We start from the raw sequence: 26124 nt of genomic DNA on the forward strand, positions 1-26124 counted from the left end.
TGCGCAGAACACGGTCAGTCGTCGGTGTGGCGGATCCGGCCCTCGACGGCCGGGTCGATACCCCGCTCGCGAGCGTGGGCTGCCAGCACCTCGTACTGGGTCGATAGCCGCTCGACCCGGTGGTGTTCGTCGAGGACCGGGAACTCGTGGTCGGTGTGAAACAGATAGTCGGTCGTCGCGACAGTGTACGTGTCGTCGTTGGCGACCGGTTCCCCGTCGAGGTGGACCGCCTCGACACCGCCGCCGTTCCGCCGGATAGTGAGGCCGTCGCTGACGTGTGCGTGCCACCGGTCGGGTACGGCCTGGACGTGTTCACCGTCGGCCTCCCGGCAGAGTTGCCGGAGCTCTCGGCCCGACACCGCCGCGACGGTCACCGGCTCGTCGAAGGGGACCACACTTACGAGGTCGGCGACGGTCACTTCGCCGGACAGCGGCGGCCCCTCGCGGATACCGCCGGAGTTCTGCAGGCCCACGTCTGCGTCGGCGGCCCACCGGTAGGCGTCGGCGATGAAGTTGCCGATGCGGCACTCGCCGGTGTGTTTCACCGACCGGTCCCGCGTGATCGGGTCCGCGACGTGGCCGACGACTTCGGTTAGGCCGGCGTCTGCACGGCGTTGCTCCATCGCCTCCGCGACCGACTCGTCCAGTGGGCCGTCCGCGACCTCGTGGACAGTGACGGCGCTGATCGACGGCGCGCGGTCGAGTTCGATCTCGTGCAGGCCCCGCCCGTTCGCGCCGGGACGCGTGAGCAGTGTGTCCGCGACGCGGTCGACCCGGCGGTCGTGGACGTGCCCCCCGAGAATCACGTCCACGTCGGTTTCGCGGGCGAGCGCGTCGTCGCCGCTCCCCAAGTGCGAGAGAACGACCACGGCGTCGACGCCACGGTCTCGGAGACGGGCGGTCTCCCGGCGGACCGCGGCCACTGGGTCGGTGAACGCCAGGCCGGTCGCGCCGGGACACATCGACCCGGTCCTGGGCTCGGTGACGCCTGTCAGGCCGACAGTGGTGCCCGCGACCTCGACGGCTGTCGAGGGAACAACGCCTGCCTCGCGAGCGAAACGCTCACCGGTCGGGTTGTCGGCGGCTCCGTCGTCCCACTCGACGTTGGCGCTCACCCAGGTCTGTGGCGACTCGCGAGCGACATCGGCGACCGCGTCGGGCCCGTAATCGAAGTCGTGGTTGCCGAAGGTGTCCGCGTCGGGGGCGACGGCAGTAAAAAAGTCCAGTGCCTGGCGGCCCTGTGCCACCATCGAGAGGACGCCCGGCGCGGTGTTGTCGCCCGTGCCGAGGACCACTGTGTCGGCGTCGCGCAGCGATTTGACGAGTCCGGCGAAGCGGCCGATCCGGTCGGGGTCGTCGTACGCGTTCTCGATATCGGAGTAGTGAAGCAGCCGAGACGGCATTCGTCCGTATCTAAGACCGTCGGTCGGCAAATCCCCTTCGGCCCGGGCCGAGGAGGCAGGAATTTACGCCCGGGGCGTCCACTGTACGGTATGGAAGTCCGGACGACCGAGAACGGAGAGCAGCTGTACGTCGCCCGCGAGGAGACCGAGCGCGGGTCGAAAGGTCCCTTCTTCGTCGCGTACGCCGACGCCGGCCGCGACGACCGCTGGGGCTACTTCTGTGCGAACTGCGAGGCCTTCGACAACGCGATGGACTCGATGGGCCGCATCCAGTGCAACGTCTGCAGCAACATCCGCAAAGCCGACGAGTGGGACGCCGTCCACGAGTGATCGCGCCCGGTCTCGGCGCACCCTCGCCGAAGCCACTACACAGCATCCGTCGCTGTCTCCACCGGAATCTGTTGCCTCGCTGTCAATTGGATACACTTATGAAGGCGCGAGTAGTAGACACACGTGGATGGCAACTGTTACCACGCCACTAGCCGAGAAGGCAGAGGCCATTTTCACCGACCTGGGATACGTCGTCGAGCGCGACGGACGAGAGTTACGCGCAGAACGAAAGTGGCGGGTCGTGAACGTCACACCGGTCGACGAGCCGGCGGCGCCACGGGAGTCGGGCGACTTCCACTGTCTCGTCACCTGGCGGGAGAAGGCGCCGGCAGTCCGGGAACGGCTCGAACGGCGGGACCCCAACTACGAGTGGGCGGTCATCGGTATCGAGGAGGACGGCGAGTACGAAGTCTGTCACGCGCCAGAGACGAGCATCAGCGCCTGAGCGTCCGGCGGGCGGCGCTCGCACCTGTATCCGCGTCCAGCGGGCGGCGCTCGCACCTGTATCCGCGTCCAGGTCGGCGTTCAGCGGTTCGGGCGTGTTGCCGAGCGCGCTCACCAGTGCCAACGCGTTTTCCTCGCGGGCGCTGTGTCCTGTACAGCCGATTTGGAGTATTTGCCCCGAGAGGTGACCGAGTCCGCCCGCGCTTTCGATGCCGTACTCCTCGAGCAGCGCTTCGACGACCGCGCCGCCGTCCACACCGGCCGGCAGACGCACGGCGTTCAGGCTCGGCAGCCAGCAGTCCTCGTCGGGTTCGAGTTCCAGCCTCGTCGCCTCGACGCCGATTTTGAGCGCACCGGCCACGCGACGGGCTGCTCCCAGCGGTTCTCGATGCCTTCCTCGGCGACCAGTCCGAGCGGCTCCCGGAGCGCGTGCACGTTCGTAATCGGGGCTGTGTGGTGGTCTCCATCGCCCGGTCGTTGAGAGTGAGCGGACTGGCCCCCGGCGGACAGGAAAGACACTGCTGGTCCGCCGAGAGACGTGACGGTGTCGGCGACGACGGGCGCGTCGTGTTCGTGAGCGACGGCCGTCAGTTCCGGCACGTTCGGCTGGAGCGTGCCGGTACTCGCCTCGGCGTGCACGAACCCGAAGGCGTCGAACTGATGCCGGTCGAAAGCGTCTTCGACGGCGGGTGTGTCGAGCGGTTTACCCCACAGCGCCTCGACGAAGACGGCGTCCCCTCCGACCCGCTCGACCATCGCGGCCATGCGCTCACCGAAGTAACCGTTGCCCGGCACCAGCACCGTGTCGCCTGGTTCGGTGAGGGTGGCCACCGCGGCCTCCATCGGCGCAGAACCGTTCCCGCTCACCGGGATGGTCCACGGTTGTTCGTTCGGAAGACGTACCGCAACGGCTCCTGCACGTCGTCCACAATCTCGACGAACGCCGGGTCGAGATGCCCCACCAGGGGCGTGCTCGTCGACCGCAGTACACGCGGATGTGCGTTGCTCGGTCCTGGACCTATCGGCAGTCTGTCTGGCGGCGACAGTTCCCCGACCCTCTGTCGGTCCATGCCAGTCCGTCGTGATAGACACCGACAACGGTCGGGTGAGAGAACGAGTGACGTAGGCGAGTGTCACACGGCGAGTGGCCGGTGCCGAGCGACGGAGTCCTGCGAGGCCGTTGAACGCGCCGTGACGAACGAACGCGTCGAGGAGTGGCTGAGGGCAACTCAGAGGAACAGTGCCGGGATAATGTTGAGCGCGATCAAAAATAGGGCCGACGCTGAACTCGGCGAGAGGTACGACACCGACGACCGACCCGACCACGGCGAGACCGAGCAGTGTTCACTCCTCTCTCACGAACGCCAGAACCGTGTCGGTTTCACCGATCTGGAACGCGTTGAGCATCCAGGGCGGGATCGTGAGGACGACGACCGCGAGCGTCGGGTCGATGACCGTTGCGAAGATCGGGGTCGTAATGAGTGCGTAGCCGGAGCCGATCATACCCTTGACCGCGCCCGTGGCGACCGCGACGAGGACGAACGCGGCCAGCAGACCGCCCGAGACGTCCGACTGGAGCCCTTTCGTGACGCTGTCCGTGCCCGGAAAGAGCGCTACTGACCCGGCGACGACCGCCGGAGTCACGAACACCACCATCACCGAACGATACTGGAACGCTCGCAGGTTCGTGAGGAACTGTGCTACGTCGAGTGGCGTGTTGCTCGTGCCAACTCGAGAACTGACGAGCGAGCCGAACCCGTCGGTTACCCACTGTGCTACCTGCGCGTTGCTGCATTCACGCTTGCCAGTAAGAACCGGGGTCAGTCCGGGAGTGTCACCATCGCCAGAAACGACACGTCCAGTCGCTCCGTCCCGACACTATGAGCGAACACACCGTCCGGCGACGACATGGGTACCGGCGATATTTTTTGCCACAGCGCGGCAACAACCGATCAGTTGGGGGGTCCCGCGCCCGAACCGAGAGGCATGCGCCGAGAACACACTCACGATACGGTGACCGCGGCCCGGACCGTCGTGACGGTCTGCGCTATCTACAGACGGTCGGTTCAGTAGCAGTCGTGTCCCTTCGCAGTCGCCAGCGGGACGGTCGGTGAGTACTCCGCGTGCGTCTCCTGTGCGTCGCGGAGGACTCGGCGACAGGTGCCGGAACGGAAGTGGCAGGCGCCAGTATCGCTGGCGGGACTCGAACTCGCGTCGTCGGTCCCCCTCCCACAGACGGAATCACAGCACGGTCCGGTACTCATCGGCCGTGCCGGTAGACGCACAGGCGGAGTACCGACACCGGACGTGGGTCGGGTCCGGACGCCGACCGATGCAGGACCGAGCGGTCCCGGGCGATATGGCCCAGCCGTGAACTACCCCTGAACCGTGACCTGCCGGCCAACGAGGAGCAGGCTCCCGAGCAGCATCATCACTGCGACCGGCAAGAGCAACTGGAAACCAGTCAGGAGGACCCCAGACGCCTGCACTCCCAGCACGAGCAGGATAACCGGGCCACAGCAGGCCGTTCCCGAGAGGAGCGCCGGAATCCCGGCCAGGAGCCCCGTCGACGATCGGCCGATACCACAGGCGCTGGGCTGGCGCCACACGAGATACGTCAGCGCGGCATTCAGCCCGACCAGCCCGGCTATCCCGAGGCCCAGGACCGTATTCAGCGAAAACAGGTACGTCACGGGCCCGACGGCGACTCGAGCGACCGGCGTGAACGAGAACGGGCCGAGTTCCGGTTGCAGGAGCTTCGAGAGCGGGTCTGAGACGACCAGCAGGTCGAAGCCGCCGAGCCCCGGCGAGAGGTGTCCGATGGCCCAGAGGTACAACAGGAGATAGAGACTCGTGACGGTGGCCAGGACGAGCAGGCTGTCCCGGCGGCGGAAGACAAGCCGTGTCGCCGACCGCGTCCGCCCGAGAGCGCGCTGGAGCCGGTCGCGACGTCGGATATCACTGGTAGACATTGGTCTCTGGGTAGTAGCCGGCCCACGCGAACCACATCGCGTCGAACGTGTGGACACGGGACAGTGGGAGGGCGTCCGGCTCGTGGCTCGTGCCGGCCGCGTCGACGAGTCGGTTGCCGTCCCGGTCGAAGGAGCGTTCGTCCGGGTTCAGGTAGCCGTAAGCCGTGTCGTATCGACCGTCGAAGACGGCGAGAATCGGCGTCCCGCCGACTGCTCCCTCCAGCTGACCCGCTTCCCGGAGAGCGTTTTTTGCGAAGGCCGCTGCGCCGTCGGGCGTCCGAAGCCCCATGACGACTCGTTTCGGGTCGAAGCGGTCGCTCGGATTGAGTCCCCCGAACAGGAGGGTCTCGTTCGCGTAGTACCCGCCAGGCGGGTTGTAGGAGCCGTAGGGGTCGCGACTGTAGTTTTTTGCGTGCCCGGTCTCCGTCGAGAGGACCTCTGTCTCCGGGTTCTGGTCGCGCCACTGCTTCCAGGAGGTCCACACCAGCCGGAACTCACGGAGCGACTGTATCTCGGGGTCGCCGTTCCACGGTCCGGGAATCGACGTGGCGAGCATCTGCGGCCACCAGGTGTCGGTGTGGCGGTCGTACATCACGAGGTTGCTGTTGATGAGTCGGCCGGAGACGCCGAAGGTGGTGTTGCCCCGCTCGAAACCCTGGACGGTGCCCGTGAGCGGGCAGTACGTGACGGTGACCGGTGTGCCGGCGAGGCTATCGTTGACGATCTCGTGTTTCGCGAGAATCTTCTGTGGGTACGCCTTCGCGACCCCGTCGCGGACGACGCCGAACACCGGGTCACCATCGGCGAGGAACCCGGCCTCTGACGCGTCGAGAAACGCCGGCTCGTCTATCGACGGGATCCCGTCTTTCGGCGGTCCGCCCGAGCGAGCGGCGTCCCTGAGGTTCTCCGGCGACGTCGGCAAAGGGAGCTGTTCTTCGGCTGTCGGCAGCGATCGTGAACCACTGAGTTCCGACGTCGAATTGCCGAGACATCCGGCCAGTGCGACGAGCCCGGCTCCAGCGAGGAACCCGCGTCTCGAAGGAGTCATTGTTCGAAAGAAGGGCGGTACCTAATTAACTGTTGAGCGGGTGTGCGGAGTTGGGACATAACGACAAACCCGGAGACGACGACGGTCGGTTCCCGTGTCGTCCCGGTATCGCGGCTCAGAAGGTGCTGACCTCGCAGTCGTCGGTGTTCAGGCCAGCGTCTCTCCTGCGAGAGGCGCGTCGACAGAAAGGCCTCCCCGACCGGTCCGTTCCGGACATCTGTGTCCTCGACCCGACGGAGACATCGTCCGTCACCCGGTGTCGACCGGCCGTGCCGAGGCGGATACGACGTGGCCGGGGTACCATACGGACCTCGACAGGTTCGAGCTGAACGGCGAGACGGTTGGAATCGGCGGGTGCGCGGTCGGCGCATCGCTCGCGGTTCTCGTGGCCGGGCAGTTGTTCGCCGCCGGCTGTCAGTTCCTCGCGGGCGTGCCCCCTTCGGACCAGGTCGTCCCGAGAGGCGAGCCGCCACTACAGGCCGCCGGACCGGTACGCGACACTCGACGCCGGTCTCCGCAAGCGAGTCTCGGCGGCGTGTTAGCTCGTCTCCCATCCGGTCTGCCAGGGGACGACCCGGACGACGGGTGCCCCGTTCCGGGAGACGGAGACGGCCATCGAACGGGCCCGGTTCGAGGGCGTTCTCGCGGTCGAGACGAGGCCGCTGCGCTCTACGCGCTCGCCAGCGAACGCGACCAGCTCGTCGTGTGTTTCGCACACGTGACACACGAGCTGAGGCGAGGCGACGACGAGTCCGAGAGGGGTGACGCGGACGGGACCACGGCGGCACTGAAGATCGTCGACGCCGCTGTCGCGGCGTGGAACAACGATACCTGAGACGACTCAAGACCGTCTGACGGCCCCCGAAGATGGGTCCATCGTCGGGACCGGCAGTTCGTGTGTCCCAGAGTCGGGTCGAGTCGTTGCGGGCCACACGTGAATGACAATGTGGTCTCTGGGCCACTGGCTGCGGCGCCCAGGGTTACTTATCGTCGAGGAACGCGGCCGCCCGCTCGCGGCCCAGTTGCATTAGCTCGTCGAGGAACCCCCTGTCGCGGTCGACTTTCGTCGAACAGTCGAACCGTTTGCCCATCTCGATACGGTGAATCTCGGTGCGGCAAAACTCTGACTCTGGGAGGTAGCCGTCGTCGATCCAGCCGTTGACACGTTCGATGAAGGCCAGTTCCTGGTTGAGAGAGATATTGCCCGACAGTTCGTTTCGTCTGTTCGCGATCATCTCGGGGGTCTTCGGTTCACCCTCGAACTCCTGTGGGTTGATCTGGACGATCCAGAGTTCGTCGGGCTTTCGCTCCGGCGGCACCGACAGGAGGTCGTTGATTGGGGGGTTCTGCGAGAACAGACCGTCCCAGTGGTAGTGACCGTTGAGTTCGACGGCCTCGAACAGGTTCGGGACGGCAGCCGACGCCAGAACCGCGTCCGGCGTCACGTCTTTGTTGGTGAACGTCTCGAAGTGACCGCCGTTCAAATCCACCGTTCCGACGACGAGTTCGGGCGAGTCTCGGCCACAGAGGTCCGGGATGCTGTCGAAGTCGATGTGTCGCTCCAGGGTTTCGGTGATCCGATCCTTGCCGACCTCCGGACCCGGAATCTGGTACGGGCTGAGCGACGGCAATGGGAGCCCTCTGCTTTCGAGTCGGGATAGCCCGGTCACCCACTGGTTCATCACCTGGTCCGACCAGCCATCTGTCGCGAGGTCGTCCCAGATGCCGTCGAGCGTGTCGATTGCCTTCTGATGGTCGCCGGTGACAACGCCGTACCAGGCTGCGAGGGCGTTGTACGCTCCGCCGGAGGTGCCGCTGATGCCGACCAGTTCGTACTCGTCGTCCCAGACCTCGAGGAGGTGTTGGAGGACGCCGGCGGTGAACGCGGTGTGACTGCCGCCGCCCTGGCAGGCGATGGCGACGTTCGTTCTGCTGGTTCCGCCGTCCGTCTCGACGTGCCGACTGTCTGCCTCGCCGCGGTCGGTTGGCTCACTCATACGTATGAGTGTAGCCGCCGTCGAACAACAGGTCTGCGCCGTTGAGGTGGTTCGCGTGCCTGGAGAACCCGAAAGTAAACAGATTCGCGACCTCCGCAGGCGTCATCATCTCCTTCGTGCGGGCCTGGCCGAGCATCACGTCTTCGACGACCTCCTGTTCGACGATGCCGCGCTCTTCGGCGGTGTCCTCGATCTGATCGACCATCAGCGGTGTCAGTACGTAGCCGACCGACACCGAAAAGCTACGGAGTGACCCGTCGCCCTCGGCCGCGATAGCTCGCGTGAGCCCGGTAATCCCGTGTTTCGCGGTGATGTAGGCCGGTTTGTCCTTGGTGGCGTAGTGGCCGTGGACCGAGGACATGTTCGCGATGGCACCGACCCCGTCGTCGGTGTCGCGGATGTGCGGCATCGTCGCCTGTGCCATCTTGAACGGCGACCGAAGCATAACGTCCGTCAGCATATCGTACTTCTCCATCGGGAACTCGTGGATGCCGGCGATGTGTTGCATCCCGGCGATGTTGGCCACGAACCGCAGGTCGCCCTCGTCGGCAGCCGCCTCGACGACGGCCTCCACCTCGCCGTCGTCGGTAAGATCCGTCTCGACGCCGTGGACGGTCCCCGGAACGTCGAGGTCGTCGGCGATAGCTGCCGTCTCGTCCAACCCCTCGGCGTCGATGTCCGCACCGACGACGGTCAGGTCGTTCGCCGCCAACCCGACTGCCGTCGCGCGGCCGATTCCGGACGCCGCGCCGGTCACGATTGCGACGGTTTCCGGGCCAAACCGCGGGTCTTCCAGCACGAGCAGGTCGTCGCCGGTCAGTTCTGGGGCACGCAAATCGAAGTCTTCAGTCATGGGCTCGTTCGAACAAGCGGTGTCGGGACGGTTAACTGCACCTCACGTCAGCGCAATCGGAACCAGTCGATTACCGCCCGATTCTCACAGAGTCGGTGCGGAGTTGACTGCTTGAAAACACCACAGAAAGTAACTCCAAGTCCGTTGACGCCTACTCAGCCCTCATCGGGCACAAACAACCACGAGGGTCGAACGTGGCCGAGGATAGAAGTACCGGGGGCTTGACACTCCCAGTAGTCCCACCCGCCCAGACCACGAACATCCCTCTCAGATTCCAACTAGGTGGATGTTCGGTGGGATCGTTAAACCTGAAATCTCCAACGCTCAGGATTCCTCCCGCGTTCACGCGGAGGAGGATGTAAACCGCACCTGCGGTCGAGGGAACGGCGACGGTCGCTCCGGGTGACTCGACAGTCCGCGAGTCACAGGTGAGGACGACCGACTCGTAGAGCGCACCGACCGGCAGCGGGAGGCGGTGACCGGACGGCGCCTGCCACGTATCGGTGCGCTCGCTGGTGTCGACCCCGGCCGTCCGGCCGTCACCATCCTTCTGCGACGCCGTTGCTCGGCTCGTCGCCCCGGAAAATAGAAGCCTCCGTCTGCGGCCGCCGTGACCGGGTCGTTTGTCACGCACCGAGCGGACGGCGTGTGCCGGCCTCCAGCACCAGTCGCCGACCACCTGCGAACGCTCACGACGGGCGGTCAGTCGTGAGCAACCGTCGTACTCCGCGTGCGACCACTGCGCTGCGGACAGTCACTCGTCTGTTCCGTGTTCTGGCCACCAGTTCCGCACTCGTAATAGACGTAGAGCGTCGCTTTCGATGGATCGAGGTCGGTTTCGACCATGCCAACAGGTACCATCCAGAGATGGATAATCGACGGGTCGTGACGCTCGGCTGACGTGACCGCTGACAGGTCCGGCTGCTGGGTTCATAACAGGTGTGTATCGAGAGACACGCTCGTCGTGAGCGACGGCCGGCGTAAGTGTGTGCCGAGGCAGCATTCGTCGAGAGAACTCGTCGCACGGTTGGCCACCGGCCAGTGAGGCCGTCGTCCGACGACATTGTTGGGGTGGGTCGTCTGTGTCTCCGGCGCGCCGGCGGTCCGGGTGTCAGGAGGACACCCGCGGTTCGTGCTCGTTCGCTGTTACCGCTGTGTCGACCCGCGAGGACAGGAGTCGATACCGAACATCGAGTAGATGGGACAGGTCCCCACCGTTGCCGTGGTGAGCATCACCATTGCGACGAGGCCCAACACGGGCGAGAGCACTGCTGGAAGCGAGACGGCCTGGCCGAGAATCGCAATCGAAGCGACTCCGGCGACTGCACCGACTGCCGTTCTGAGAGCCTGGTCCGTTGACCCGACGTTTGAGTTCATACTAGCACTACGGCCGCCACACGTATAAATATAGTGTTGTGTACATCTAACAAGGTCGTCGTCGGAGCTTCGCCGCAGAACATTTTTGGGTCGTCCTATGCCGTTTCTGTGTGTTCGATGTGGTTCGATTTTTACAATATTGGTCGCCACCCGGCGCGTCTATTCGGTCTCGACGGTAGCGTGCGCTGTGCTGTCGTTGGCGTCCGTCGTGGAGAGGCTGGGGAACTCGTTTAGAGCGCAACGTGGACAGTAGAAGTTGTGTTTCTCAGACGATGTCCATACGGGAACACCGGCGACGACGTACTCCCGACGAAAGCGGCGTGCGAGCCCACTACCGTTCTGCCCGGAACCGCACCTGACGCAGCGTTCGTGTCGGTCCTCTGCTGAGGAGACGGTTCCGCTCTCGACGGTTTCGACCTGACCGAACCGGGAGCGTTCGTGTCGTCGGTCGATCCGGCGACGAAAGCGTGGGCTGACGAACATTCCCGAGATAGCGAACAGGACCCCGAGTCCGAGGACGAGTGCTGGAACCAACGCGGTGGTAGTACCGGCCTGCTGTACGAGTCCACCGAGGCCGCTCAGGGACGCAGCGACACCGAGTACGAGCAGGAGCCATCCGGCCACCCCGTACAGCAGATCGGAGACGGTATCCGCGAGTTCGACGCTGGAGGGCTTCGAGGGCATCTCACGACCGACGTTCGTGTATACTCTCCTAAAACCGTCGATGTTGCTGACCGGTCCGACACGTTCCGCTTTCAGCGTCGCTCGATGGTAGTCCACTCACCGTGACGGCCGACGTCGGCGCGGAGTTCCTGCTCTCAGTGGGTCTGCTGGAGAAGGCGTCTGCCTGCGACGACCGCGAGTGTCACGGCGCTCTCGACGGCAGTCGGTTTTCAGTTCGGGAGCGCAGTTCTGTCCGTCGTCGTCGTCGAGGAACCGACTCCCGCGTGTACTCTCGGTCGCACACTGTACCAACCACACCCGACTCGTTCGACCCCTCGATTTCGTTCGCTAGGATGCTGCCGTAAAAACGCCCCTGAACCATCGTCGCACACTGGAGGGGTCGGTTTCTGACAGTGAAACAGTGGTCCCCTCTCTAATATCGGTCGACTCGGAGCCGCGAGTGGGTTATGAAGACACTCGGACGCATCAAGCGTGGGTACGTACTGATCAGACAGAGCATCTCCGTGATGCGCGAACACCCCCGGCTCGGGTTGTTTCCGGTCGTGAGCGGGGTCGCCAGCGTCGCGTTTCTCGCGCTCCTCGTCGCGCCGATGTTCGGTGTGTTGGCGATCGACCCTGGTGAGACGGTTACGCTCGTCACCGTCGGTGCGGCGCTTTTCGGCCTCTATCTCGGAACGGCGTTCATTTCGGCGTTTTTTACCGCAGGACTCGTCCACCAGACCCGAGTCGTGCTGGCCGGCGAGGAACCGTCGCTCCGGGCCGGTCTCCAGGGTGCCTGGGACGTCAAGGGGCCGCTATTCGCGTGGGCGGTCGTCAGTGCGACGGTCGGCGTCGTCCTCGACGCGATAACGAATTCGGATTCGTTCGTTACTCAGGCCCTCGCGGCCGTCTTCGGGGTCGCGTGGACGCTGATGACGTTCTTCGTCGTCCCGGTGATCGTCTTCGAGAAACCCTCGGTCAGGGCGATGTTCACGCGGAGCGCGAAGACGTTCAAGCAGACCTTCGGCGAGACGCCGATCGGTCTCGTCGGTGTGAGTATCGTCGCGATCGTGGCCGCGTTACCGCTGTTGGCTCCGGGCGCGTACCTGCTGTTCGTGGCCGAGATGCCGGTCGCCGGCGTTCCGCTGCTCGTTGGCGGCCTCCTGGTCTCACAGCTGATCTCGTACACGCTCCGCGGGATCGTGAAGACGTCGTTGTACTACTACGCGGCGGAGGGCGACCGTCCCGCGGAGTTCGGCGACGTTTTCGACGAACTGGCGGCATCCGCCGACACCTCGACGCCTGCAGGACCGACGACTGGCGGGTCCCAGTGATACGGACGTCCGTGACTCGTTGCCGCCGCGCTATCCGAATCTGTCCCGCTCACTCGGCACTCGCCACCGTGACCGGTCGCAGACGTGGGAGTTGGGCGACCGTCGACTCGGGAAACCGAGTTCGGCACCGGGCAGAGGCCGGACCCATCCCGCGTCCCCGGACCGTTTCGGTGGGACCGAAGAGGAAGTTTGAGGGAGGCGACAGGCGATGTGACACACGTGAGTCCCACCGTCCACGAGATTCGGAACGCGATTCGAGCGACGACGGGCCGCTTCGAGCGGGAGGTCGATGCGTCGTTCACGAAAGAGGAACTGCAGGCGATCTGTGAGGCGCTCGGCGTCGGTGCCGACGACGCGGAGCGGCCGTCGACGACGCGGATGCGTCGACAGATCCGGGCGGCGGTTGGAGTCGCAGAGTCGGTGGAGACGGCGGACGACTCCACGTTCCGGAAAGCCGACCTCCGGGCGACTGCCGACGCGGTCGGGGCGCCGTTCGACTCGTAGTCGACAGCCACCCGGTGAGGTCGCCCGCTGTAGGTTTCGGGTCGGCGACCCGTTCCTCGGCCGACTCACGCATACCGTTCGTCGTGGTACTCGAGCCGAGCAGACGGGTTCAGGCGAGCGACCAGTACGGAGTACGCATGCAGCACGACGGGATTCTGTCCCTTCGAGACGGCGTTCCGGAACAGTTTCGAGTGACTCCACTCGCCGGTGACCGCTGCCGGAATCTATCCGATTATGTCGAGCATGAAGATTGCGAGGAAGCCGAGAAAAAACAGCGTCGTCGAGACGGGCGTCTGTGGGACCTTGCCGGCCTTCACCAGCAGTTCCTCGGTGACGAGATACAGGAGCGCCGCCGCACCGAAAGCGAGGACGAACGCTATCGTCGCCTGGGCCGCCCCCTCCAGGGTGAGCACGCCGACCGTGACACCGATTATCAACAGCACCCCGAACGTCGCCGGCACCGCGACTTTCCGGGCATTTCCCATATCTTCTGGCAGCGCGACGACGGCGGCAACCCCGAGGAACAACACCTCGATTGCGAGGGCCAGGGCGATTATGATCCCTGTGGCCGTCTCCTCGATGAACGTGACGGCAATCAGCACGCCGTCGATGAGCATATCGATCGCGATGGTGATGATGAGGCCAGCAGCGCCCGCGAGGTTGCCGCCGACACCTCGTTTCTCGATGGTCTTGCTGAGTTGGTGGATACCGAGCATCGCCACGACGCCGGTGGCGAATCCGGCGACGACCACCGTCGGTGATTTGTCGTGGATGTCCGGCAGCAGTTCGGCCGCCACGGCAGCGAAGACGACGCCGGCAGCCAGGTGCTGTACGTTACTCTCCATCTGTGGTCCAGGGGCCCGGTAGACGGCGATCACGCCGCCGATCAGCGCGGCCACGACAGCCAGACTCGTGTACGGAAGGGCTTGTGTCAGTGTTCCAGCCACTACGTTCTTTATCACCTACCGACAGGTAAAAACTCTCATTTGTCCGACCGGTTAGGGTCCGCGAACGCGCGAGCGTTCGCTCGCTCGACGGATACGGGTTCGGCCACCGACTCCCGGGTTGGCCTCAGTTGAGTGCGGTGGGGTCGTCGTGGTCGAGTGGGTCTTCGATATCGCCGATAATCGTCTCCAAGAGGTCGGTGACGGTCACCAGTCCGACCGCCTCGCCGTCCTCGATGACGAGTGCGAGTTCCTGCCGTTCGGTTTGGAACTGGTCGATCGCGTCACTCACGTCGGTGTCTGGCGAGAGCGTCATCGTCGGTGCGGCCAGTTCCGCGAACGTGCTGCTGCCGCTGGACAGCTCCTCACGGTGTTCGAACAGCGCCGGACTGTAGACGACACCGTGAAACTCCGTCAGATCGGCACCGACTAGTGGATATCTCGTGTGTGGGTGCGCTTCGAGTGTCTGGAAGTTCGACTCGGGACCGTCCTCGGTGGACAGCGCGACGACCTCTTCGGGGGGATCATTACTTCTCTCACCGACTGCTCGCCGATAGTCAGTGCGTTCATGATCTCCTCACGGCGCTCCTCGGGGAGGTCGCCCTCTTCGAGTACCGACCCCAGCCGGTTTCGGAGGTCACCACGGGTTTCGATGACTTCTTTCTCCGTCTCCGTCCACGCCTGAGTCATCTCGACACCGAACAGGCCGAGCGTTGCCTTTGCGACCGAGTCACCGACCCAGATCGCCGGAGCGAGTATCTTTGCGAACCAGTACAGTGGTCGTGCCCCGTACCGCGCGACCTGTTTGGAGCGCTCAACGCCGAGGTACGTCGGCGTCTGCTCACCGTGTGTGAGGTGGACCAGGTTGATGATGAGAAATCCGAGGAGCGAACCGGCCCCGACCGATGCGAGTGTGGTGTTCTCGAACACCGGTTCGAACAACGCTGCCAGTCCGGGTTCGGCGATAATCCCCAGGGCGATGCTCGTCGCGGAAATCCAGACCTGACACGTCGTCAGATAGAACTCCAGGTCGTTGGTCATCTCCCAGGCGAGTTCGAGTCCGGGCGTATCGAACTCCGATTCGGGATACTGTCTGACACGGGTCAACGCGAATTCGATGGCGACGAAGTATGCGTTCACCAGGATGAGGACGATGCCACCGAGAATCCGCAACGCGATTTCGAACGGTTCCATCATCCGTCTGTACCGACAGTGGATAAAAAAAATACCGTGCACAGCGGAACCTGACGCGCTCCGCAGAAGACACACCGGAAACGCGGCCTCTCGAGGCGGTTCGTGAGGTGGACGCGCACCGCTCGAAGATGCGCATCAACACTGCTGGGCGAGAATCTACTGGCAGCCCGTCGATGACGACGAGATGCGGGGGGTCGAGCAGGCAAACGAGAGAGCGTTCGGTCGAGTACGGGACGATTCGCTGACGCCGGAAGAACGAATCGAGTGAGATGGGGTTCGTCCTCGACGAACACGGGTTGACCGCCCTCGATTCGGGGGCCCGCTCGACGCTCTCGGCAGAACTCCGGGTCACCGGCAGCGGTCGAATCTGGGCGTTCCGATACGACGTCCACGGCACGAACCGTCTGGATAACCAGGTGCGGTTCACGGTCTCTCTCCGGTACAGTGTGGCCGGCTCGGCGACGGTGACCGAGCCGGGCTGGACGACCGAGGTCGAGTAGGTCACGTCCAGGTAACACCGCGGGCCAGTGCGAGCGGTTGCCCCTGGCGAAAGGATTTAGCGCCCCCATTCCCGACCATCGGTATGGTCACGTTTCTCTCCGGAGGCACAGGCACGCCGAAGCTCCTCCGGGGCGCAGACGACGTGTTCCCGCCGGCCGAGACGACCGTCGTCTGTAACACTGGCGACGACGTGGAACTCGGCGGGCACCTGGTCTGTCCCGACGTCGACACCGTCCTCTTTCTCGGCGGCGAAGAACTCGACCTGGACACCTGGTGGGGCATCGCGGACGACTCCACAGCTACCAACGACGAGCTTCACCGACTGGCCGACGCCGCCGGACTGGACAGTGGCCCACGGTATCTCCCGGACGAGCGCCAGACCGCGGGGCGGGCCATCGCACGGTGGCGGCGCTTCTCCGGCGTCGCGGAGTTCATGCTGATCGGCGACCGCGACCGCGCCGTCCACGTCACGCGAACTGGCCTGCTCGACGAGGGGCGGTCCCTCACTGCCGTCACGCGGACGCTGGCCGACGCCCTCGACACACCGTGGGAGGTTCTGCCGATGAGCGACGACCCCGTGGCGAGCATCGTCCACACCCCCGACGGGCCGATGCACTTCCAGGCGTTCTGGGTCGGTCACGAGGGTGACCCAGCCGTCGACACCGTCGAGTTTCGCGGCGGTGCGGACGCCTCCGCGACCGACGCCGTGGTGACTGCGCTGTCCGAGCCGGTCGTCGTCGGTCCTTCGAACCCGGTCACCAGCGTCGGGCCGATGCTCACGGTCGACGGCATCGAGGCCGCACTGCGAGAGACGCCCGTAGTGGCCGTCTCGCCGTTCGTCGAGAACCGCGTCTTCTCGGGTCCGGCGGCGAAACTGATGGCTGCCGAGGGGTACGACCCCTCGACCGCCGGCGTCGCCGAGGCCTACGACTTCGCGGACGCGTTCGTCCTCGACAGCGCGGACGACACCGACCTCGACCGGCCGGTCGTTCGGACCGACACGCGCCTGGACACCGAGGCCGACGCTGAGCGCGTGGCTCGGTCGGTCCGTGAGGCGCTGGAGGTGGTGTCGTGAGCCGCGACGCCGCGCCGGAACTGCTGGACTTCCGGCCCCAGGTCGCGCTGGCCAGCCTCAGCGGTGAGGCCGACGCCGAGTGGGCGCGGGCCAGCAGCGAGTACGCCGGTGCGGCCGTCCTCGGGGGGGTCGCGCTGGACGAGGCGACCCGAGAGGCGGCCCGCGAGCTCGTGGCTCGTGACCGCTCTGAGTTCCTCCCCGCCGACCCCGTCGCGTTCGTCGACGAACAGCTGGCCGCGCTGAGTGACACGCCGCTCCAGGCCGGATTCAACGTCCGAACCACCGAACTGCCTCCGCTCGGGTCGGTCGCTGCCGTCTGTCACGACCGCGACGCGTTCGTGGAGATCAACGCCCACTGCCGACAGGAGGAGATGTGTGCGGCCGGCGTCGGCGAGACGCTCCTCCGGAGCCCGGACCGACTCCGCGCACAGGTAGACACTGCGGCCGAGACCGGCGCGACGGTGAGCGTCAAAGTCCGGGCGGAGGTCGACGGTGTCGACCTGCCGGCGCTGGCCGAGCGAATCGAGGCCGCCGGTGCGGACGCGGTTCACGTCGACGCGATGGACACGGAGTCCGTCGTCGGCGACGTATCCGCGGCGACGGACCTGTTCGTTATCGCCAACAACGAGGTCCGGGACCGGGCTAGCGTCCGGGAGTATTTGAACTACGGCGCGGACGCGGTCAGCGTGGGCCGCCCGAGCAACGAGCCGGCGGTCCTCGAACGGGTCAGTGACGCCACGACGGCCTGGTTCGCCGAGGGGGTCGAGTCGTGACCCCACCGGATTCGGGTGTCGCGCCGCCGCCGGACCGCACCGTCGTCGAGAACGCCCAACTCGCCCTCCTGCTTGAGGTGACGGGGACGCCCAAGCCGGGCAACGTCGACCGCGCGCACGACTACGACGACCTGCGGTTCGAGCACTTCGTGGCCGGCGGCGTCGGCGCACGCCGTGGTCTCGGGCTGGCCGCAGACGGTGAGCGCCTGGGTCGGGCCTTCGAGCGCGCAGTCGCCGGAATGAGCCAGCAGGAAGCCGGCAACACGCAGTTCGGTGCCCTGCTGGTCCTCGTGCCGCTGGTGCGTGCCGCCGCGGAAGGCGACCTCTCGGGGAGCCACGCCGGCGAGCTCGCCCGGGAGACGACGGTTGCGGATACTGCCGACTTCTTCCGCGCCTTCGAGCACGTCGACGTGGCGGTCGACGACCCGCCGGAGGGCATGGACGCGCTCGACGTGCGCCGTGGTGTCGACGCAGTGCCTGCCATCGAGGAGCGGAACGTGACGCTGTACGACGTGATGATCGAGTCGGCGGACATCGACGGTATCGCCCGCGAGTGGACCGGCGAGTTCGAACGGAGCGTCGAGGCCGCAGAGCGACTGCTCGAACTTGACGGGTCTGTTCCGGACCGGACGGCGCGTGTCTTCCTGGAACTGCTGGCCGAGGAACCGGATACGTTCGTCGCGACCCAGCACGACCGCGAAACGGCCGTGCAGACCACCGAACAGGCGGCCGTCGCACTCGCCGGCGAGGCCGACCCGTGGACGCTGGCCAACGAACTCGTCGCCGAGGGAATCAATCCTGGGACGACCGCCGACCTCACGGCCGCGGCACTGTTCGTCGCGCTCGAACGGGGGCTGACGATATGAGCGACGACGGTGAGGAGGAGTGGCCGGACCCGCCCGGAGCGCCGGGCAATCCAGTGAACCGCGACAGTGGTCGCCTTCCGGTGACCGCCGAGAGCGGGGCGCTGGCCCTCGGTGCGGGCGTAACAGTGGCAGTCCTGGGCTACGCCGTCGTCGCGCTGGTGACCGGACTCGAACAGTCGGCGTCGCTGTCGACAGTGCTGCGTCCCGGCGCGCTCGGCCTCTACCCGGGTGCTGTCGTGGCGGGTTGGGTCGACGGCGGGTCGCTCCGCCGGAGCGCCGACACCGCCTTCCGAGCCGTCTTCGTCGCGACGACGCTGGCCCAGGGCGCGCTCTTTCTGCAGGCCGACGCGCCGGCAACCTTCCTCCTGCTCGGGCTGATGGGCGTCGCCGTGGCGTACGCACTGCCAGCGACGCTGTTCGGGGCCGCAGGCGGCGCGCTCCGCCGATGGCTCGAAGGCGACCGGGGGGTGGACACCGATGTCTGAGGGCTGGCCCGTCACCCTGCGGGGCGTCACCGAGTCCGTGGTCACGACGCTCGGACCGAACGACCGCTGGAACATCGCTGCGCTGGGCCTCCACGCACCAGACGGTGACGCGGGCGCGGCCAGTTCCGTCACCGCACGAACCTGGGGCCGCACTCGCACCTGGCGGAATTTCCGCGAGCGCGGCGGGGGCTACGTCCAGTTCATCTCCGACCCGCACACTTTCGCCGAGGCCGCCATGACCGTCCGCGAGGAAGCAGACCCAGTACTTTCGAGTGCCGACGCCTGGGCGCGTGTCTCCGTCGAGCGAATCGACGCGGGCGAGGACGGCGACACGCAGTGGGTCGACTGGGCGCTCGAACCGGTCGAAGCCGCCGTCGAGCGCGAAACCGTCCCCACCACCAACCGGGGCTACTACGCCGTCATCGAGGCGACAGTTGCGGCGTCCCGACTGGACGTGCCGGCGTACGACCGAGCCGAACTGGAGTCCCGGCTCGACTACTTCGCCGACGTGGTCGAGCGCTGTGGCGGCGAGCGTGAGCGAACGGCGATGGAACTAGTTCGGGACCACTCGCTGTGGGACGGATAAAAGTCCACCCGTGGGGTTCCTTTCGAACCCTTTTTCAGAATCGGGTGAGCAGTTAGAATTAACATGGCAATTAAACCGGCCTACGTCAAAAAGACGGGGACGATTCTGATGGAGCGATACCCCAAGGCCTTCGGACACGACTTCGAGCACAACAAGGAACTGGTCACTGAACTCACCAACATCGAGTCCAAGGGCGTCCGAAACCGCATCGCGGGCTACATTACCAACAAGCAGGGCGCGCAGGTTCCCGCGTAATCTCGACTTCTCTGTCGACACTCCGGCCGGACAGTGACGACGCCACCGCCGTTGCCCGGTCCACGCCCGACCACTTTCCAAATTGTTTTGAGGAGCCCCGGCCGTAGCAGTGGGTACCAATGACAGTCCGCGTAGGCGTCCTCGGTGCGACCGGTGCCGTCGGACAGCGACTCATCCAGCAACTTGACCCGCATCCAGACTTCGAGTTGGCCGCGCTGACCGCCAGCGAAGCGAGTGCGGGCAAGTCCTACCGCGAGGCCGCGAAGTGGCGGGTCGACAGCCCCATCCCGGCAGACGTGGCCGAGGAGACGGTCGTCGCGACCGACCCCGACGAGATTCCGAGCGACGTCGACCTTCTTTTCTCCTCGCTACCATCGAGCGTCGGCGAGCAGGTCGAACCCGAGTTCGTCGAACAGGGCTACGTCATGTCCTCGAACTCGTCGAACTTCCGGACCGACGCCGACATTCCGCTCACCATCCCCGAAGTCAACGCCGACCACCTGGGACTCATCGAGGTCCAGCGCGACGAGCGCGGCTGGGACGGGGCCCTGGTGAAGAACCCGAACTGCTCGACGATCACGATGGTCCCGCCACTGGCCGCGCTCGACGAGGCGTTCGACCTGACAGACGTGCGCGTCTCGACCCTGCAGGCCGTCTCAGGCGCGGGCTACTCCGGCGTCACTTCCATGGAGATTATCGACAACGCCATTCCGCACATCGGTGGCGAGGAGACGAAGATGGAGACCGAGAGCCGGAAGTTGCTCGGCGAGTTCGACGGCGCCGAGGTGGAGTGGAACGACGCCGAGGTCGCCGCCTCGTGTAACCGTATCCCGACGCTGGACGGCCACCTCGAGAACGTCTGGGCCGATACCGCCGCGGACGTGACCGTTGAGGACGCCGCCGCCGCCCTGCGCGAGTACCCCAGCATCGACCTGCCGTCCTCGCCCGACCAGCTCATCGAGTTGTTCAGGGAACCCGACCGCCCCCAGCCTCGTCTCGACCGGAATCAGGCAAACGGCATGGGCATCGCGGTCGGCGGCCTCCAAGAGACAGCAGACGGTCTCCAGTTCAACTGTCTCGCCCACAATACCATCCGTGGCGCGGCCGGCGCGTCCGTGCTGAACGGCGAACTGTTGCTAGAAGAAGGCTACCTGTAGGACCCGTTAGGTCGGGCAGTCGCCACTGGCGACCCGACTGCTCAGGGGCGGTGAAGTCGCTCGAAAGGGGTGAACCGCCGTTCGTGATTACGAGGGTGCTCCGCTCTCTCGGACGGCACGAGGGGCCGCCGGTTGTTCACATCGAAAAACGTCGGGAAAGACCGCCGCCCGCGCGGCACTGCCGTGCTCATGGGCGCTGTGCTGGTGAGACCGCACCGCAGGCATACTCGGACTGCGAACCGTTCTGTGACCGCAAAATCGCTCCGTGACGGTACTACTCCCGTCTCACTCAGTCTGCTGCCGTCTCGCTATCGCTCTCGAGTCTGACGAGTTCGTCGACCGGCGGAATCTCGGCGTCCTGCTCGGTGAGAATCTCGACGCGGCGAGTGAGTTTGTCCCGTGAGTACTCGATAATCGGAATCGGGTTCGTCGCACCCCCTCGCGAGGAGTGTCGCACGACCCCGGCGACCAGCGGCATCAACTCCTGGAGCGTGTTCTGGACGATCTCGGGGTCGACGCCCGCATCGTGGATGAGCGTCCGGACTTCCTGCATCCCGAAACCGACGTGGCGTCCCTCGTCACTCCGAATCCGGGTGATTCCTTCGACGAGACCCTCCATGTGTGGGAACTCCCGGGTCGCCACCTCGTCGGACCCCTGATCTGAGAAGGCCGACTGGATACCGTAGTAGCCGGTCTGTGCCAGTACCGACTCGACGACGAGGTGGTAGTGGCAGTAGGCCTTTGCGCGGTTCTCGGGTGTGTCCTCGTCGAGCAACCGCTCCATAGCTGCCTCGTTCCGGTCGAACAGCTCCACGTAGTCGTCGTTGAAGAACTGCTGGTCGGTCGGCCTAGTCACCTCGAAGCCCAGTTCCTCCTCGACGGGGTTGACGACCTCCCGCCAGTAGCGGTCGAAAAACTGCGTGTGTTTGGCCTCCTCGTAGATCTGACTGGAGACGAACATCTGCTTGTTGATGTCCTCGAGAACCATTCCCAGAGGCATGAGGTCCTCCGTGACGGCCTCCTCGCCGGCTCCGAACAGCGCCAGCGTCGTTCTGAGTCCCTCGAACTCCTCTTGTGTGGGCTCGTCTTCGACGAACTTCCGGCGGTCAGCCTCGATGGCTTCCTGCGGAATATCGTCGTACGGGTCCCAGTGGCGGTAGACGGCGTTTTTGAAGTAGCCTTGGGCGAACGAGTCCGGGTCGAGTCGCATGTCACGGCTGGTGTCCTCTACCTGTGTCATGACTTCACACGCCTTATCTGCGACCCTAATAAATCACCTTCGCCTCATCATAGGGGTACTTTATGAACTACCCAGTGGCCGCATCGACTCTCGGGCGGTGGTCTCGTAACCGGCGGGGACGATTTCGGTCACGAACTGGCTCTCGATGGCCTGTAGATGTTCCGCGACGGTCCCGGCCGAACAATCGAGTTCGGCAGCGATTTCCTCGCAGGTCACCTCGCGCGGAATCTCGTAGTATCCCTTCTCGACAGCCTTCCGAACGACCTCCCGCTTGCGTTCGGTGAGGCCCGAAAACAGCGTCTTGCTTTCCGGGTCGTACGTCCCGATTCGGAGCAGGTCGACGGAGACACCCGCCGGAATCACGTCGATCATCTCCCGGAGGGCCGTCTCCTCCGCGATCAGCGTGAGCTTGAGGCTCGACTGTGCAGGGTCGACGAACTCGAGCGGGTACTCCGGCAGCACCGCGAACTCCTCAAGCAGGGTCAGCAGTGAGTCCACCAGCTCGGTCGGATGAAAGTGACACCGGAGCAACTTCCCGTCGTTCGTGTCAGTAAGCTGGTAATCTATCATGTCCTCCCCGGTTTCGGCGAGTGCGTCCAACACGTTCTCGGTCGGTCCGTTCAACTCGTTGAGTAACACTACTGTGCCGTCCGCCAGGAGCGTGATGTTTCGAATCGCGACCATCGTTACGTCGTGGTCGCGGAATGCATCCTCCTTCGGATGAAACCACCCCCGGTCGGGCGTCAGCACAAACGTCCCATACCTCATGTTCTATTAGGTGAAATCCTGGATGATAATGGTTCGCATTGACAGCCGCCCGTTTCGATTCACCCAGTTTAAACAGGCATCGCGGTAAGGCCCGAATGCAATGGATATCCTGCACGCCTGCATGAACGTCTCCGATGCGGACGAGCTGGCCGATTGGTACGCCGACAACCTCGACTTCGAGCGGTCCTGGGAGTTCACGAGCGAGGACGGCACGACCCGCAACGTCTACGTCGCCGACGACAGCGGCGTGGAAGTCCAGCTCTCGGACACCGAGGGCGAGGACGAGTTTGACTTCGGCGACGGTTGGGACCACCTCGCCGTCGAAGTCGATGACGTGGACGCGGCCTTCGAGGAGGTCGAACACCACGGCGTCGTCCAGGAACCGAGCGACCAACCCGCGGCGGGCGCCCGGACCGCGTTCGTCGAGGACCCCGACGGTCACGTCGTGGAACTCATCCAGCCTCTCTGACGCGTCGCTTCGAGAGACGCGTCGACGGCGAGCCCCGGTCGCAAAGATGTCGTCCGGAAACTTCTCCGACGCTCACACCGGACGACTCGCGTCGCTCGTCCCACGAACTCCGTTTCATTCCTCCGCGGGAACACCTCACGTCCGGCGTCGTGGTGAGTGACCGCCGGGAACGAGCATCTCTCGGCTCGAATCGTCCGGTCGGCACATACTCTCGGTGGCGGTCCTGGCGGTCAAAAGTCTGTGGGCGAGGGCGCCACTGCGCGACGTGACGGCTGGCCGGAACGGCCCGAACCCCGGCCGACGAGGCCGAGAGTCCCAACCCGCTTACGCCTTGTAGTATACGAACGCAGTAAATTGAACAAAACTGAACGAACGGTCGTCACGTTTGAGTGGGCTCCCCTCTGATACCGGAGATATATGTGGGGAGACTGCGTCGTGCTCGTCGCTGCGGGAGACGAGTCGCAACGGCGAACCTATCGGGAGTGGCTCGGCGAGGAGTATCACGTTCGGACCGCCGCGGACAGGGCTGGCGTCCGCGAGACGGTCGGGAGCTTGGTCGAGGTAGTCCTCGCGGGCAGGGGGTTGCTCGAACACGAGGGGCTCGGTGTGGGCACACTCCGGGAGGCGACGGACGGCTGTCAGGTCGTCCGCCTCGGGGCCGACGAAACTCCGACCGAGGCCGACGTGACGATGGCCGACCCCACCCCCGAGCGTCTCGTCAGAACGACACAGCGGCTGTTGATCGAGGCGGCGTGTACGCGAATCCTCGCGAAATCGGTGACGCTCGCCGAGCGAAAAGCTCGGCTGGAGCAGGAACTCGACGTGGCCTCCCAGCACGCCGTCGAAGAGCATCGGGTGGCGCGTGAGCGGTTCGAGGCATGCAGCCAGCGGCTGAACGACCTCGTACAGCGGGCCGAGTTCGAGTGGCCGGCGCTGTTCGACGGTGACGTCCTCGGCGACAGCGCCGGCGACCCGACGGTCGGTCGCGACGTCGAATGAACGGCATTTAACTCCCTTCAGCGCGGGCTACTGGGTATGCAACAGGTGGACGTGGCAGTCGTCGGCGGGGGGCCCGCGGGGTCGTCGGCCGCGTATGAAGCCGCGGTGCAGGGCGCCGAGACGGTCGTCGTCGAGAAGGGGGTTCCGCGCGCGGACCGCGAGGGGTTGGGTCCAGACTCGACAGACGCCGCAGGGATGCTCGACTACTGGGTCGACATCATGGACTTCCGACCCGAGGAAATTCCCGACGACGTCATCCTCAGCGACCTCGACGGGGCTTCGTTCATTGGTCCCAGCGAATCGGTGACGATTCGCGACACGGGCGTCGACGCGACTTACCCGGAGTTCGGCTTCGCCTTCCACCGCGCTCGGTTCGACGACTGGCTCCGCGAGCGGGCCGAGTCTGCCGGCGCGACCTACCGAATCGGCACGTCCGTCTCGGACGTGACTACCGACATGACCGGCGGTCACAGCCACGAGGTCGACCTCTCGGACGGCGAGACGGTGGAGGCGCGCTACCTGGTCCTCGCGGACGGTCCCCAGCGAACGGTCACAACAGATGCGGTCGACCAGTTCCTCCCACACGACCACAGCATCACCGACTACCTCGACTCGAACATCGCGAACCACATCGCCTACCAGGAACACCGCAGAGTACCGTCGGAACTGTTCGACGAGGGCCTGTTGAAGTTCTGGTGGGGCGTCATGCCAGGCCACACGGCCTATCCGTGGGTCTTCCCGAACGACGACAGCGTCGCCCGCATCGGGCTGACGATGCCCATTGGGATGGACCTCGCGGACGTCGACAATCCACAGGACTACGCCCTCCTCGACTCCGACGACGAGCAGGTCCCGCCGGGTCGGGAGTACGTTCGCCGCCTGCTGGAACGGGAGTACCCCGAGTACGATATCGCGGACGACTTTCCGCTGGTCGAGGACCGGGGCAAGCGCAAGGGTACCGAGGCCTACCCCATCTCCTCGACTCGGCCGATAGAATCGCCGACCGAAGCCGGCGTCGCCGTCGTCGGTGGTGCGATGGGCGCAACCTCCGCGTTCCACGAGGGTGGTGACCACGTCGCCGTCCGGACGGGAAAGGTCGCCGGCCGGCTCGCCGGCCGGGGTCGCCTCGACCGCTACAACGACGAGTGGAAGCGCGCTATCGGCGAGGAAGTTCGCCGCAACGTCGCGCTGGCCGACATGGTCCGCGGCTGGGAACCCAGCAGCTGGGACGACACCTTCCGGCTGGTCGACAACATGATGAACCGCGGCGAGTACTCGCTGACACAGGCCCTCGGGTCGGGGCTGAGTGGCATCCGACTGGTCGCGGAGTACAAACTCCGGAAGCTGAGCCTCGGCTCCGGCCGGTACGTCCAGTTGCGTCAGGACGACTACCTCTTCTAGCGCGACAGCCTCTTACCGGACGGTGGTCTATCTTCGCCTGCGTGCCTTTAGTCCCCGCCCGAGCACACCCGTCAGGGCGCAATGACCGCGCGGAGAACCCGGGCACGCGACAGTCGACTGGCGGCCACAAGTCGCCTCGCGGTTCGGAGGCTCTGACGAGACTCCCACTCGACGGCTAGCGCCGTCTCGCGTATTCGGCGGTTCCTCCCGGAACCGCCCACCCGGCACGAGGGTTTCCCGACTGACAGGGCACACCGCCCCGGATGATGTCGGTCGTTAGTGTTCCGGGTGTACATTTCTAGAAGTCACACATATTATTCTCAGATGATTTATAGCGACCGCGTTCCCTTGTGTGGCGTGTTCAACGTTCATTACGTTTGGATTGCTGAATAGAGGGCGCGTATACAGCATTGCGATACCCTCTCAACGGATATCCTCGCCGGATAAATGGCGCCGTTCAGAATCCGCGCTCTCTAAACGCTTCCT

The 26124-nt window shown here is 65.2% G+C and carries 28 protein-coding genes and 3 pseudogenes; 16 read left to right on the top strand and 15 right to left on the bottom strand.

Annotated features, from left to right (window positions below; genetic code table 11):
* Positions 1-14 precede the first annotated feature (14 nt).
* A complete protein-coding gene (locus tag Q0964_RS12140) occupies positions 15-1403 on the bottom strand; it encodes a bifunctional metallophosphatase/5'-nucleotidase (protein WP_299267876.1) in 1389 nt (462 codons plus the stop codon).
* A 90-nt stretch (positions 1404-1493) separates the two neighbouring features.
* Between Q0964_RS12140 and Q0964_RS12145 the strand changes: the two genes are divergently transcribed.
* Positions 1494-1733 (top strand): DUF5816 domain-containing protein, encoded by a 240-nt coding sequence (locus tag Q0964_RS12145; protein ID WP_299267877.1) that lies wholly within the window; start codon positions 1494-1496, stop codon positions 1731-1733.
* Between the two features lie 127 nt (positions 1734-1860).
* The gene (locus Q0964_RS12150; protein WP_299267878.1) at positions 1861-2178 is read left to right on the top strand and encodes a DUF7116 family protein; all 318 of its coding nucleotides are present in this window, start codon (positions 1861-1863) and stop codon (positions 2176-2178) included.
* 39 nt (positions 2179-2217) lie between these two features.
* On the opposite strand, the pseudogene Q0964_RS12155 reads toward Q0964_RS12150, so the two are convergent.
* From Q0964_RS12155 to Q0964_RS12175, 5 genes and pseudogenes are all read right to left on the bottom strand, one after another.
* A pseudogene (locus Q0964_RS12155) lies at positions 2218-3247 on the bottom strand (pyridoxal-phosphate-dependent aminotransferase family protein); the annotation flags it as partial.
* Between the two features lie 199 nt (positions 3248-3446).
* Positions 3447-3860 (bottom strand): annotated as a pseudogene (locus Q0964_RS12160) (sulfite exporter TauE/SafE family protein); the annotation flags it as partial.
* Positions 3861-4243: 383 nt separating this feature from the next.
* Entirely contained in the window at positions 4244-4441 is a 198-nt protein-coding gene (locus Q0964_RS12165) for a hypothetical protein (protein WP_299267884.1), read from the bottom strand.
* A 111-nt stretch (positions 4442-4552) separates the two neighbouring features.
* Entirely contained in the window at positions 4553-5149 is a 597-nt protein-coding gene (locus Q0964_RS12170) for a hypothetical protein (protein ID WP_299267886.1), read from the bottom strand.
* Positions 5136-6197 carry a DUF3179 domain-containing protein gene (locus tag Q0964_RS12175; protein ID WP_299267888.1) on the bottom strand — a complete coding sequence of 354 codons (1062 nt, stop codon included), beginning with the start codon at positions 6195-6197 and terminating at the stop codon, positions 5136-5138. Before Q0964_RS12175 ends, Q0964_RS12170 begins: the two co-directional genes overlap by 14 nt.
* 256 nt (positions 6198-6453) lie before the next feature.
* Here Q0964_RS12175 and Q0964_RS12180 point away from each other — a divergent pair, with 256 nt between their 5' ends.
* Positions 6454-7032 (top strand): nucleoside phosphorylase-I family protein, encoded by a 579-nt coding sequence (locus Q0964_RS12180; RefSeq protein WP_299267891.1) that lies wholly within the window; start codon positions 6454-6456, stop codon positions 7030-7032.
* 145 nt (positions 7033-7177) lie between these two features.
* On the opposite strand, the gene Q0964_RS12185 is transcribed toward Q0964_RS12180, so the two are convergent.
* From Q0964_RS12185 to Q0964_RS12205, 5 genes are all read right to left on the bottom strand, one after another.
* Positions 7178-8194, bottom strand: coding sequence for a patatin-like phospholipase family protein (locus Q0964_RS12185; RefSeq protein ID WP_299267894.1), 1017 nt, complete (start codon positions 8192-8194; stop codon positions 7178-7180).
* Positions 8187-9047, bottom strand: a complete 861-nt coding sequence (locus Q0964_RS12190) for an SDR family oxidoreductase (protein WP_299267896.1) — start codon at positions 9045-9047, stop codon at positions 8187-8189. Before Q0964_RS12190 ends, Q0964_RS12185 begins: the two co-directional genes overlap by 8 nt.
* A gap of 702 nt (positions 9048-9749) precedes the next feature.
* Complete coding sequence (locus Q0964_RS12195) at positions 9750-9893, bottom strand: hypothetical protein (RefSeq protein WP_299267898.1); 144 nt, start codon at positions 9891-9893, stop codon at positions 9750-9752.
* A gap of 300 nt (positions 9894-10193) precedes the next feature.
* Positions 10194-10424, bottom strand: coding sequence for a YgaP family membrane protein (locus Q0964_RS12200; protein ID WP_299267900.1), 231 nt, complete (start codon positions 10422-10424; stop codon positions 10194-10196).
* Positions 10425-10583: 159 nt separating this feature from the next.
* Entirely contained in the window at positions 10584-11204 is a 621-nt protein-coding gene (locus Q0964_RS12205) for a DUF8108 domain-containing protein (RefSeq protein ID WP_299267902.1), read from the bottom strand.
* Between the two features lie 350 nt (positions 11205-11554).
* Between Q0964_RS12205 and Q0964_RS12210 the strand changes: the two genes are divergently transcribed.
* Together Q0964_RS12210 and Q0964_RS12215 are read left to right on the top strand one after the other, a co-directional pair.
* Positions 11555-12421 (top strand): DUF6159 family protein, encoded by an 867-nt coding sequence (locus Q0964_RS12210; RefSeq protein ID WP_299267905.1) that lies wholly within the window; start codon positions 11555-11557, stop codon positions 12419-12421.
* Between the two features lie 210 nt (positions 12422-12631).
* Complete coding sequence (locus Q0964_RS12215) at positions 12632-12925, top strand: hypothetical protein (protein ID WP_299267907.1); 294 nt, start codon at positions 12632-12634, stop codon at positions 12923-12925.
* A gap of 224 nt (positions 12926-13149) precedes the next feature.
* Here the strand turns inward: Q0964_RS12215 and Q0964_RS12220 are convergent, their stop codons facing one another.
* Together Q0964_RS12220 and Q0964_RS12225 are read right to left on the bottom strand one after the other, a co-directional pair.
* Complete coding sequence (locus Q0964_RS12220; protein WP_299267909.1) at positions 13150-13872, bottom strand: ZIP family metal transporter; 723 nt, start codon at positions 13870-13872, stop codon at positions 13150-13152.
* Between the two features lie 124 nt (positions 13873-13996).
* Positions 13997-15063, bottom strand: a pseudogene (locus Q0964_RS12225) (CNNM domain-containing protein).
* Between the two features lie 269 nt (positions 15064-15332).
* Between Q0964_RS12225 and Q0964_RS12230 the strand changes: the two are divergent.
* The 8 genes from Q0964_RS12230 (at position 15333) to asd (ending at position 20761) form a co-directional block, all read left to right on the top strand.
* Positions 15333-15563: a hypothetical protein gene (locus tag Q0964_RS12230; protein ID WP_299267912.1), complete on the top strand. Its 231-nt coding sequence runs from the start codon at positions 15333-15335 to the stop codon at positions 15561-15563.
* 83 nt (positions 15564-15646) lie between these two features.
* Positions 15647-16639: a 2-phospho-L-lactate transferase gene (gene cofD, locus Q0964_RS12235; protein WP_299267913.1), complete on the top strand. Its 993-nt coding sequence runs from the start codon at positions 15647-15649 to the stop codon at positions 16637-16639.
* Positions 16636-17412 (top strand): tRNA-dihydrouridine synthase, encoded by a 777-nt coding sequence (locus Q0964_RS12240; protein WP_299267915.1) that lies wholly within the window; start codon positions 16636-16638, stop codon positions 17410-17412. The genes cofD and Q0964_RS12240 overlap by 4 nt, the downstream gene beginning before the upstream one ends.
* Positions 17409-18278: a triphosphoribosyl-dephospho-CoA synthase gene (locus Q0964_RS12245; RefSeq protein ID WP_299267917.1), complete on the top strand. Its 870-nt coding sequence runs from the start codon at positions 17409-17411 to the stop codon at positions 18276-18278. Before Q0964_RS12240 ends, Q0964_RS12245 begins: the two co-directional genes overlap by 4 nt.
* A complete protein-coding gene (locus Q0964_RS12250; RefSeq protein WP_299267919.1) occupies positions 18275-18763 on the top strand; it encodes a hypothetical protein in 489 nt (162 codons plus the stop codon). Before Q0964_RS12245 ends, Q0964_RS12250 begins: the two co-directional genes overlap by 4 nt.
* Positions 18756-19349 (top strand): DUF447 domain-containing protein, encoded by a 594-nt coding sequence (locus tag Q0964_RS12255; RefSeq protein WP_299267921.1) that lies wholly within the window; start codon positions 18756-18758, stop codon positions 19347-19349. The genes Q0964_RS12250 and Q0964_RS12255 overlap by 8 nt, the downstream gene beginning before the upstream one ends.
* A 63-nt stretch (positions 19350-19412) precedes the next feature.
* Positions 19413-19604 carry a 30S ribosomal protein S17e gene (locus tag Q0964_RS12260; protein ID WP_299267923.1) on the top strand — a complete coding sequence of 64 codons (192 nt, stop codon included), beginning with the start codon at positions 19413-19415 and terminating at the stop codon, positions 19602-19604.
* A 119-nt stretch (positions 19605-19723) separates the two neighbouring features.
* Complete coding sequence (asd, locus tag Q0964_RS12265; protein ID WP_299267925.1) at positions 19724-20761, top strand: aspartate-semialdehyde dehydrogenase; 1038 nt, start codon at positions 19724-19726, stop codon at positions 20759-20761.
* Positions 20762-21050: 289 nt separating this feature from the next.
* Here asd and Q0964_RS12270 read toward each other — a convergent pair whose 3' ends face one another.
* Together Q0964_RS12270 and Q0964_RS12275 are read right to left on the bottom strand one after the other, a co-directional pair.
* A complete protein-coding gene (locus Q0964_RS12270) occupies positions 21051-22001 on the bottom strand; it encodes a ferritin family protein (protein ID WP_299267926.1) in 951 nt (316 codons plus the stop codon).
* Positions 22002-22061: 60 nt separating this feature from the next.
* Positions 22062-22769 (bottom strand): helix-turn-helix domain-containing protein, encoded by a 708-nt coding sequence (locus Q0964_RS12275; protein WP_299267927.1) that lies wholly within the window; start codon positions 22767-22769, stop codon positions 22062-22064.
* A gap of 100 nt (positions 22770-22869) precedes the next feature.
* On the opposite strand from Q0964_RS12275, the gene Q0964_RS12280 reads away from it, so the two are divergent.
* The 3 genes from Q0964_RS12280 (at position 22870) to Q0964_RS12290 (ending at position 25638) form a co-directional block, all read left to right on the top strand.
* Complete coding sequence (locus Q0964_RS12280; RefSeq protein WP_299267929.1) at positions 22870-23238, top strand: VOC family protein; 369 nt, start codon at positions 22870-22872, stop codon at positions 23236-23238.
* Positions 23239-23655: 417 nt separating this feature from the next.
* Positions 23656-24237, top strand: a complete 582-nt coding sequence (locus Q0964_RS12285) for a hypothetical protein (RefSeq protein ID WP_299267931.1) — start codon at positions 23656-23658, stop codon at positions 24235-24237.
* 36 nt (positions 24238-24273) lie between these two features.
* Entirely contained in the window at positions 24274-25638 is a 1365-nt protein-coding gene (locus tag Q0964_RS12290) for an NAD(P)/FAD-dependent oxidoreductase (RefSeq protein WP_299267932.1), read from the top strand.
* Positions 25639-26124: the final 486 nt, after the last annotated feature.

Source organism: Halorientalis sp., from assembly GCF_028275115.1.
Lineage (GTDB): Archaea > Halobacteriota > Halobacteria > Halobacteriales > Haloarculaceae > Halorientalis.

Bases quoted from the DNA above. Each gene is read 5' to 3' on its own strand.
- Q0964_RS12140 (WP_299267876.1), bottom strand. From the start codon at position 1,403: ATGCCGTCTCGGCTGCTTCACTACTCCGATATCGAGAACGCGTACGAC.
- Q0964_RS12145 (WP_299267877.1), top strand. From the start codon at position 1,494: ATGGAAGTCCGGACGACCGAGAACGGAGAGCAGCTGTACGTCGCCCGC.
- Q0964_RS12150 (WP_299267878.1), top strand. From the start codon at position 1,861: ATGGCAACTGTTACCACGCCACTAGCCGAGAAGGCAGAGGCCATTTTC.
- Q0964_RS12165 (WP_299267884.1), bottom strand. From the start codon at position 4,441: ATGAGTACCGGACCGTGCTGTGATTCCGTCTGTGGGAGGGGGACCGAC.
- Q0964_RS12170 (WP_299267886.1), bottom strand. From the start codon at position 5,149: ATGTCTACCAGTGATATCCGACGTCGCGACCGGCTCCAGCGCGCTCTC.
- Q0964_RS12175 (WP_299267888.1), bottom strand. From the start codon at position 6,197: ATGACTCCTTCGAGACGCGGGTTCCTCGCTGGAGCCGGGCTCGTCGCA.
- Q0964_RS12185 (WP_299267894.1), bottom strand. From the start codon at position 8,194: ATGAGTGAGCCAACCGACCGCGGCGAGGCAGACAGTCGGCACGTCGAG.
- Q0964_RS12190 (WP_299267896.1), bottom strand. From the start codon at position 9,047: ATGACTGAAGACTTCGATTTGCGTGCCCCAGAACTGACCGGCGACGAC.
- Q0964_RS12195 (WP_299267898.1), bottom strand. From the start codon at position 9,893: ATGGTCGAAACCGACCTCGATCCATCGAAAGCGACGCTCTACGTCTAT.
- Q0964_RS12200 (WP_299267900.1), bottom strand. From the start codon at position 10,424: ATGAACTCAAACGTCGGGTCAACGGACCAGGCTCTCAGAACGGCAGTC.
- Q0964_RS12210 (WP_299267905.1), top strand. From the start codon at position 11,555: ATGAAGACACTCGGACGCATCAAGCGTGGGTACGTACTGATCAGACAG.
- Q0964_RS12230 (WP_299267912.1), top strand. From the start codon at position 15,333: ATGGGGTTCGTCCTCGACGAACACGGGTTGACCGCCCTCGATTCGGGG.
- cofD (WP_299267913.1), top strand. From the start codon at position 15,647: ATGGTCACGTTTCTCTCCGGAGGCACAGGCACGCCGAAGCTCCTCCGG.
- Q0964_RS12250 (WP_299267919.1), top strand. From the start codon at position 18,275: ATGAGCGACGACGGTGAGGAGGAGTGGCCGGACCCGCCCGGAGCGCCG.
- Q0964_RS12255 (WP_299267921.1), top strand. From the start codon at position 18,756: ATGTCTGAGGGCTGGCCCGTCACCCTGCGGGGCGTCACCGAGTCCGTG.
- Q0964_RS12260 (WP_299267923.1), top strand. From the start codon at position 19,413: ATGGCAATTAAACCGGCCTACGTCAAAAAGACGGGGACGATTCTGATG.
- asd (WP_299267925.1), top strand. From the start codon at position 19,724: ATGACAGTCCGCGTAGGCGTCCTCGGTGCGACCGGTGCCGTCGGACAG.
- Q0964_RS12270 (WP_299267926.1), bottom strand. From the start codon at position 22,001: ATGACACAGGTAGAGGACACCAGCCGTGACATGCGACTCGACCCGGAC.
- Q0964_RS12275 (WP_299267927.1), bottom strand. From the start codon at position 22,769: ATGAGGTATGGGACGTTTGTGCTGACGCCCGACCGGGGGTGGTTTCAT.
- Q0964_RS12280 (WP_299267929.1), top strand. From the start codon at position 22,870: ATGGATATCCTGCACGCCTGCATGAACGTCTCCGATGCGGACGAGCTG.
- Q0964_RS12285 (WP_299267931.1), top strand. From the start codon at position 23,656: ATGTGGGGAGACTGCGTCGTGCTCGTCGCTGCGGGAGACGAGTCGCAA.
- Q0964_RS12290 (WP_299267932.1), top strand. From the start codon at position 24,274: ATGCAACAGGTGGACGTGGCAGTCGTCGGCGGGGGGCCCGCGGGGTCG.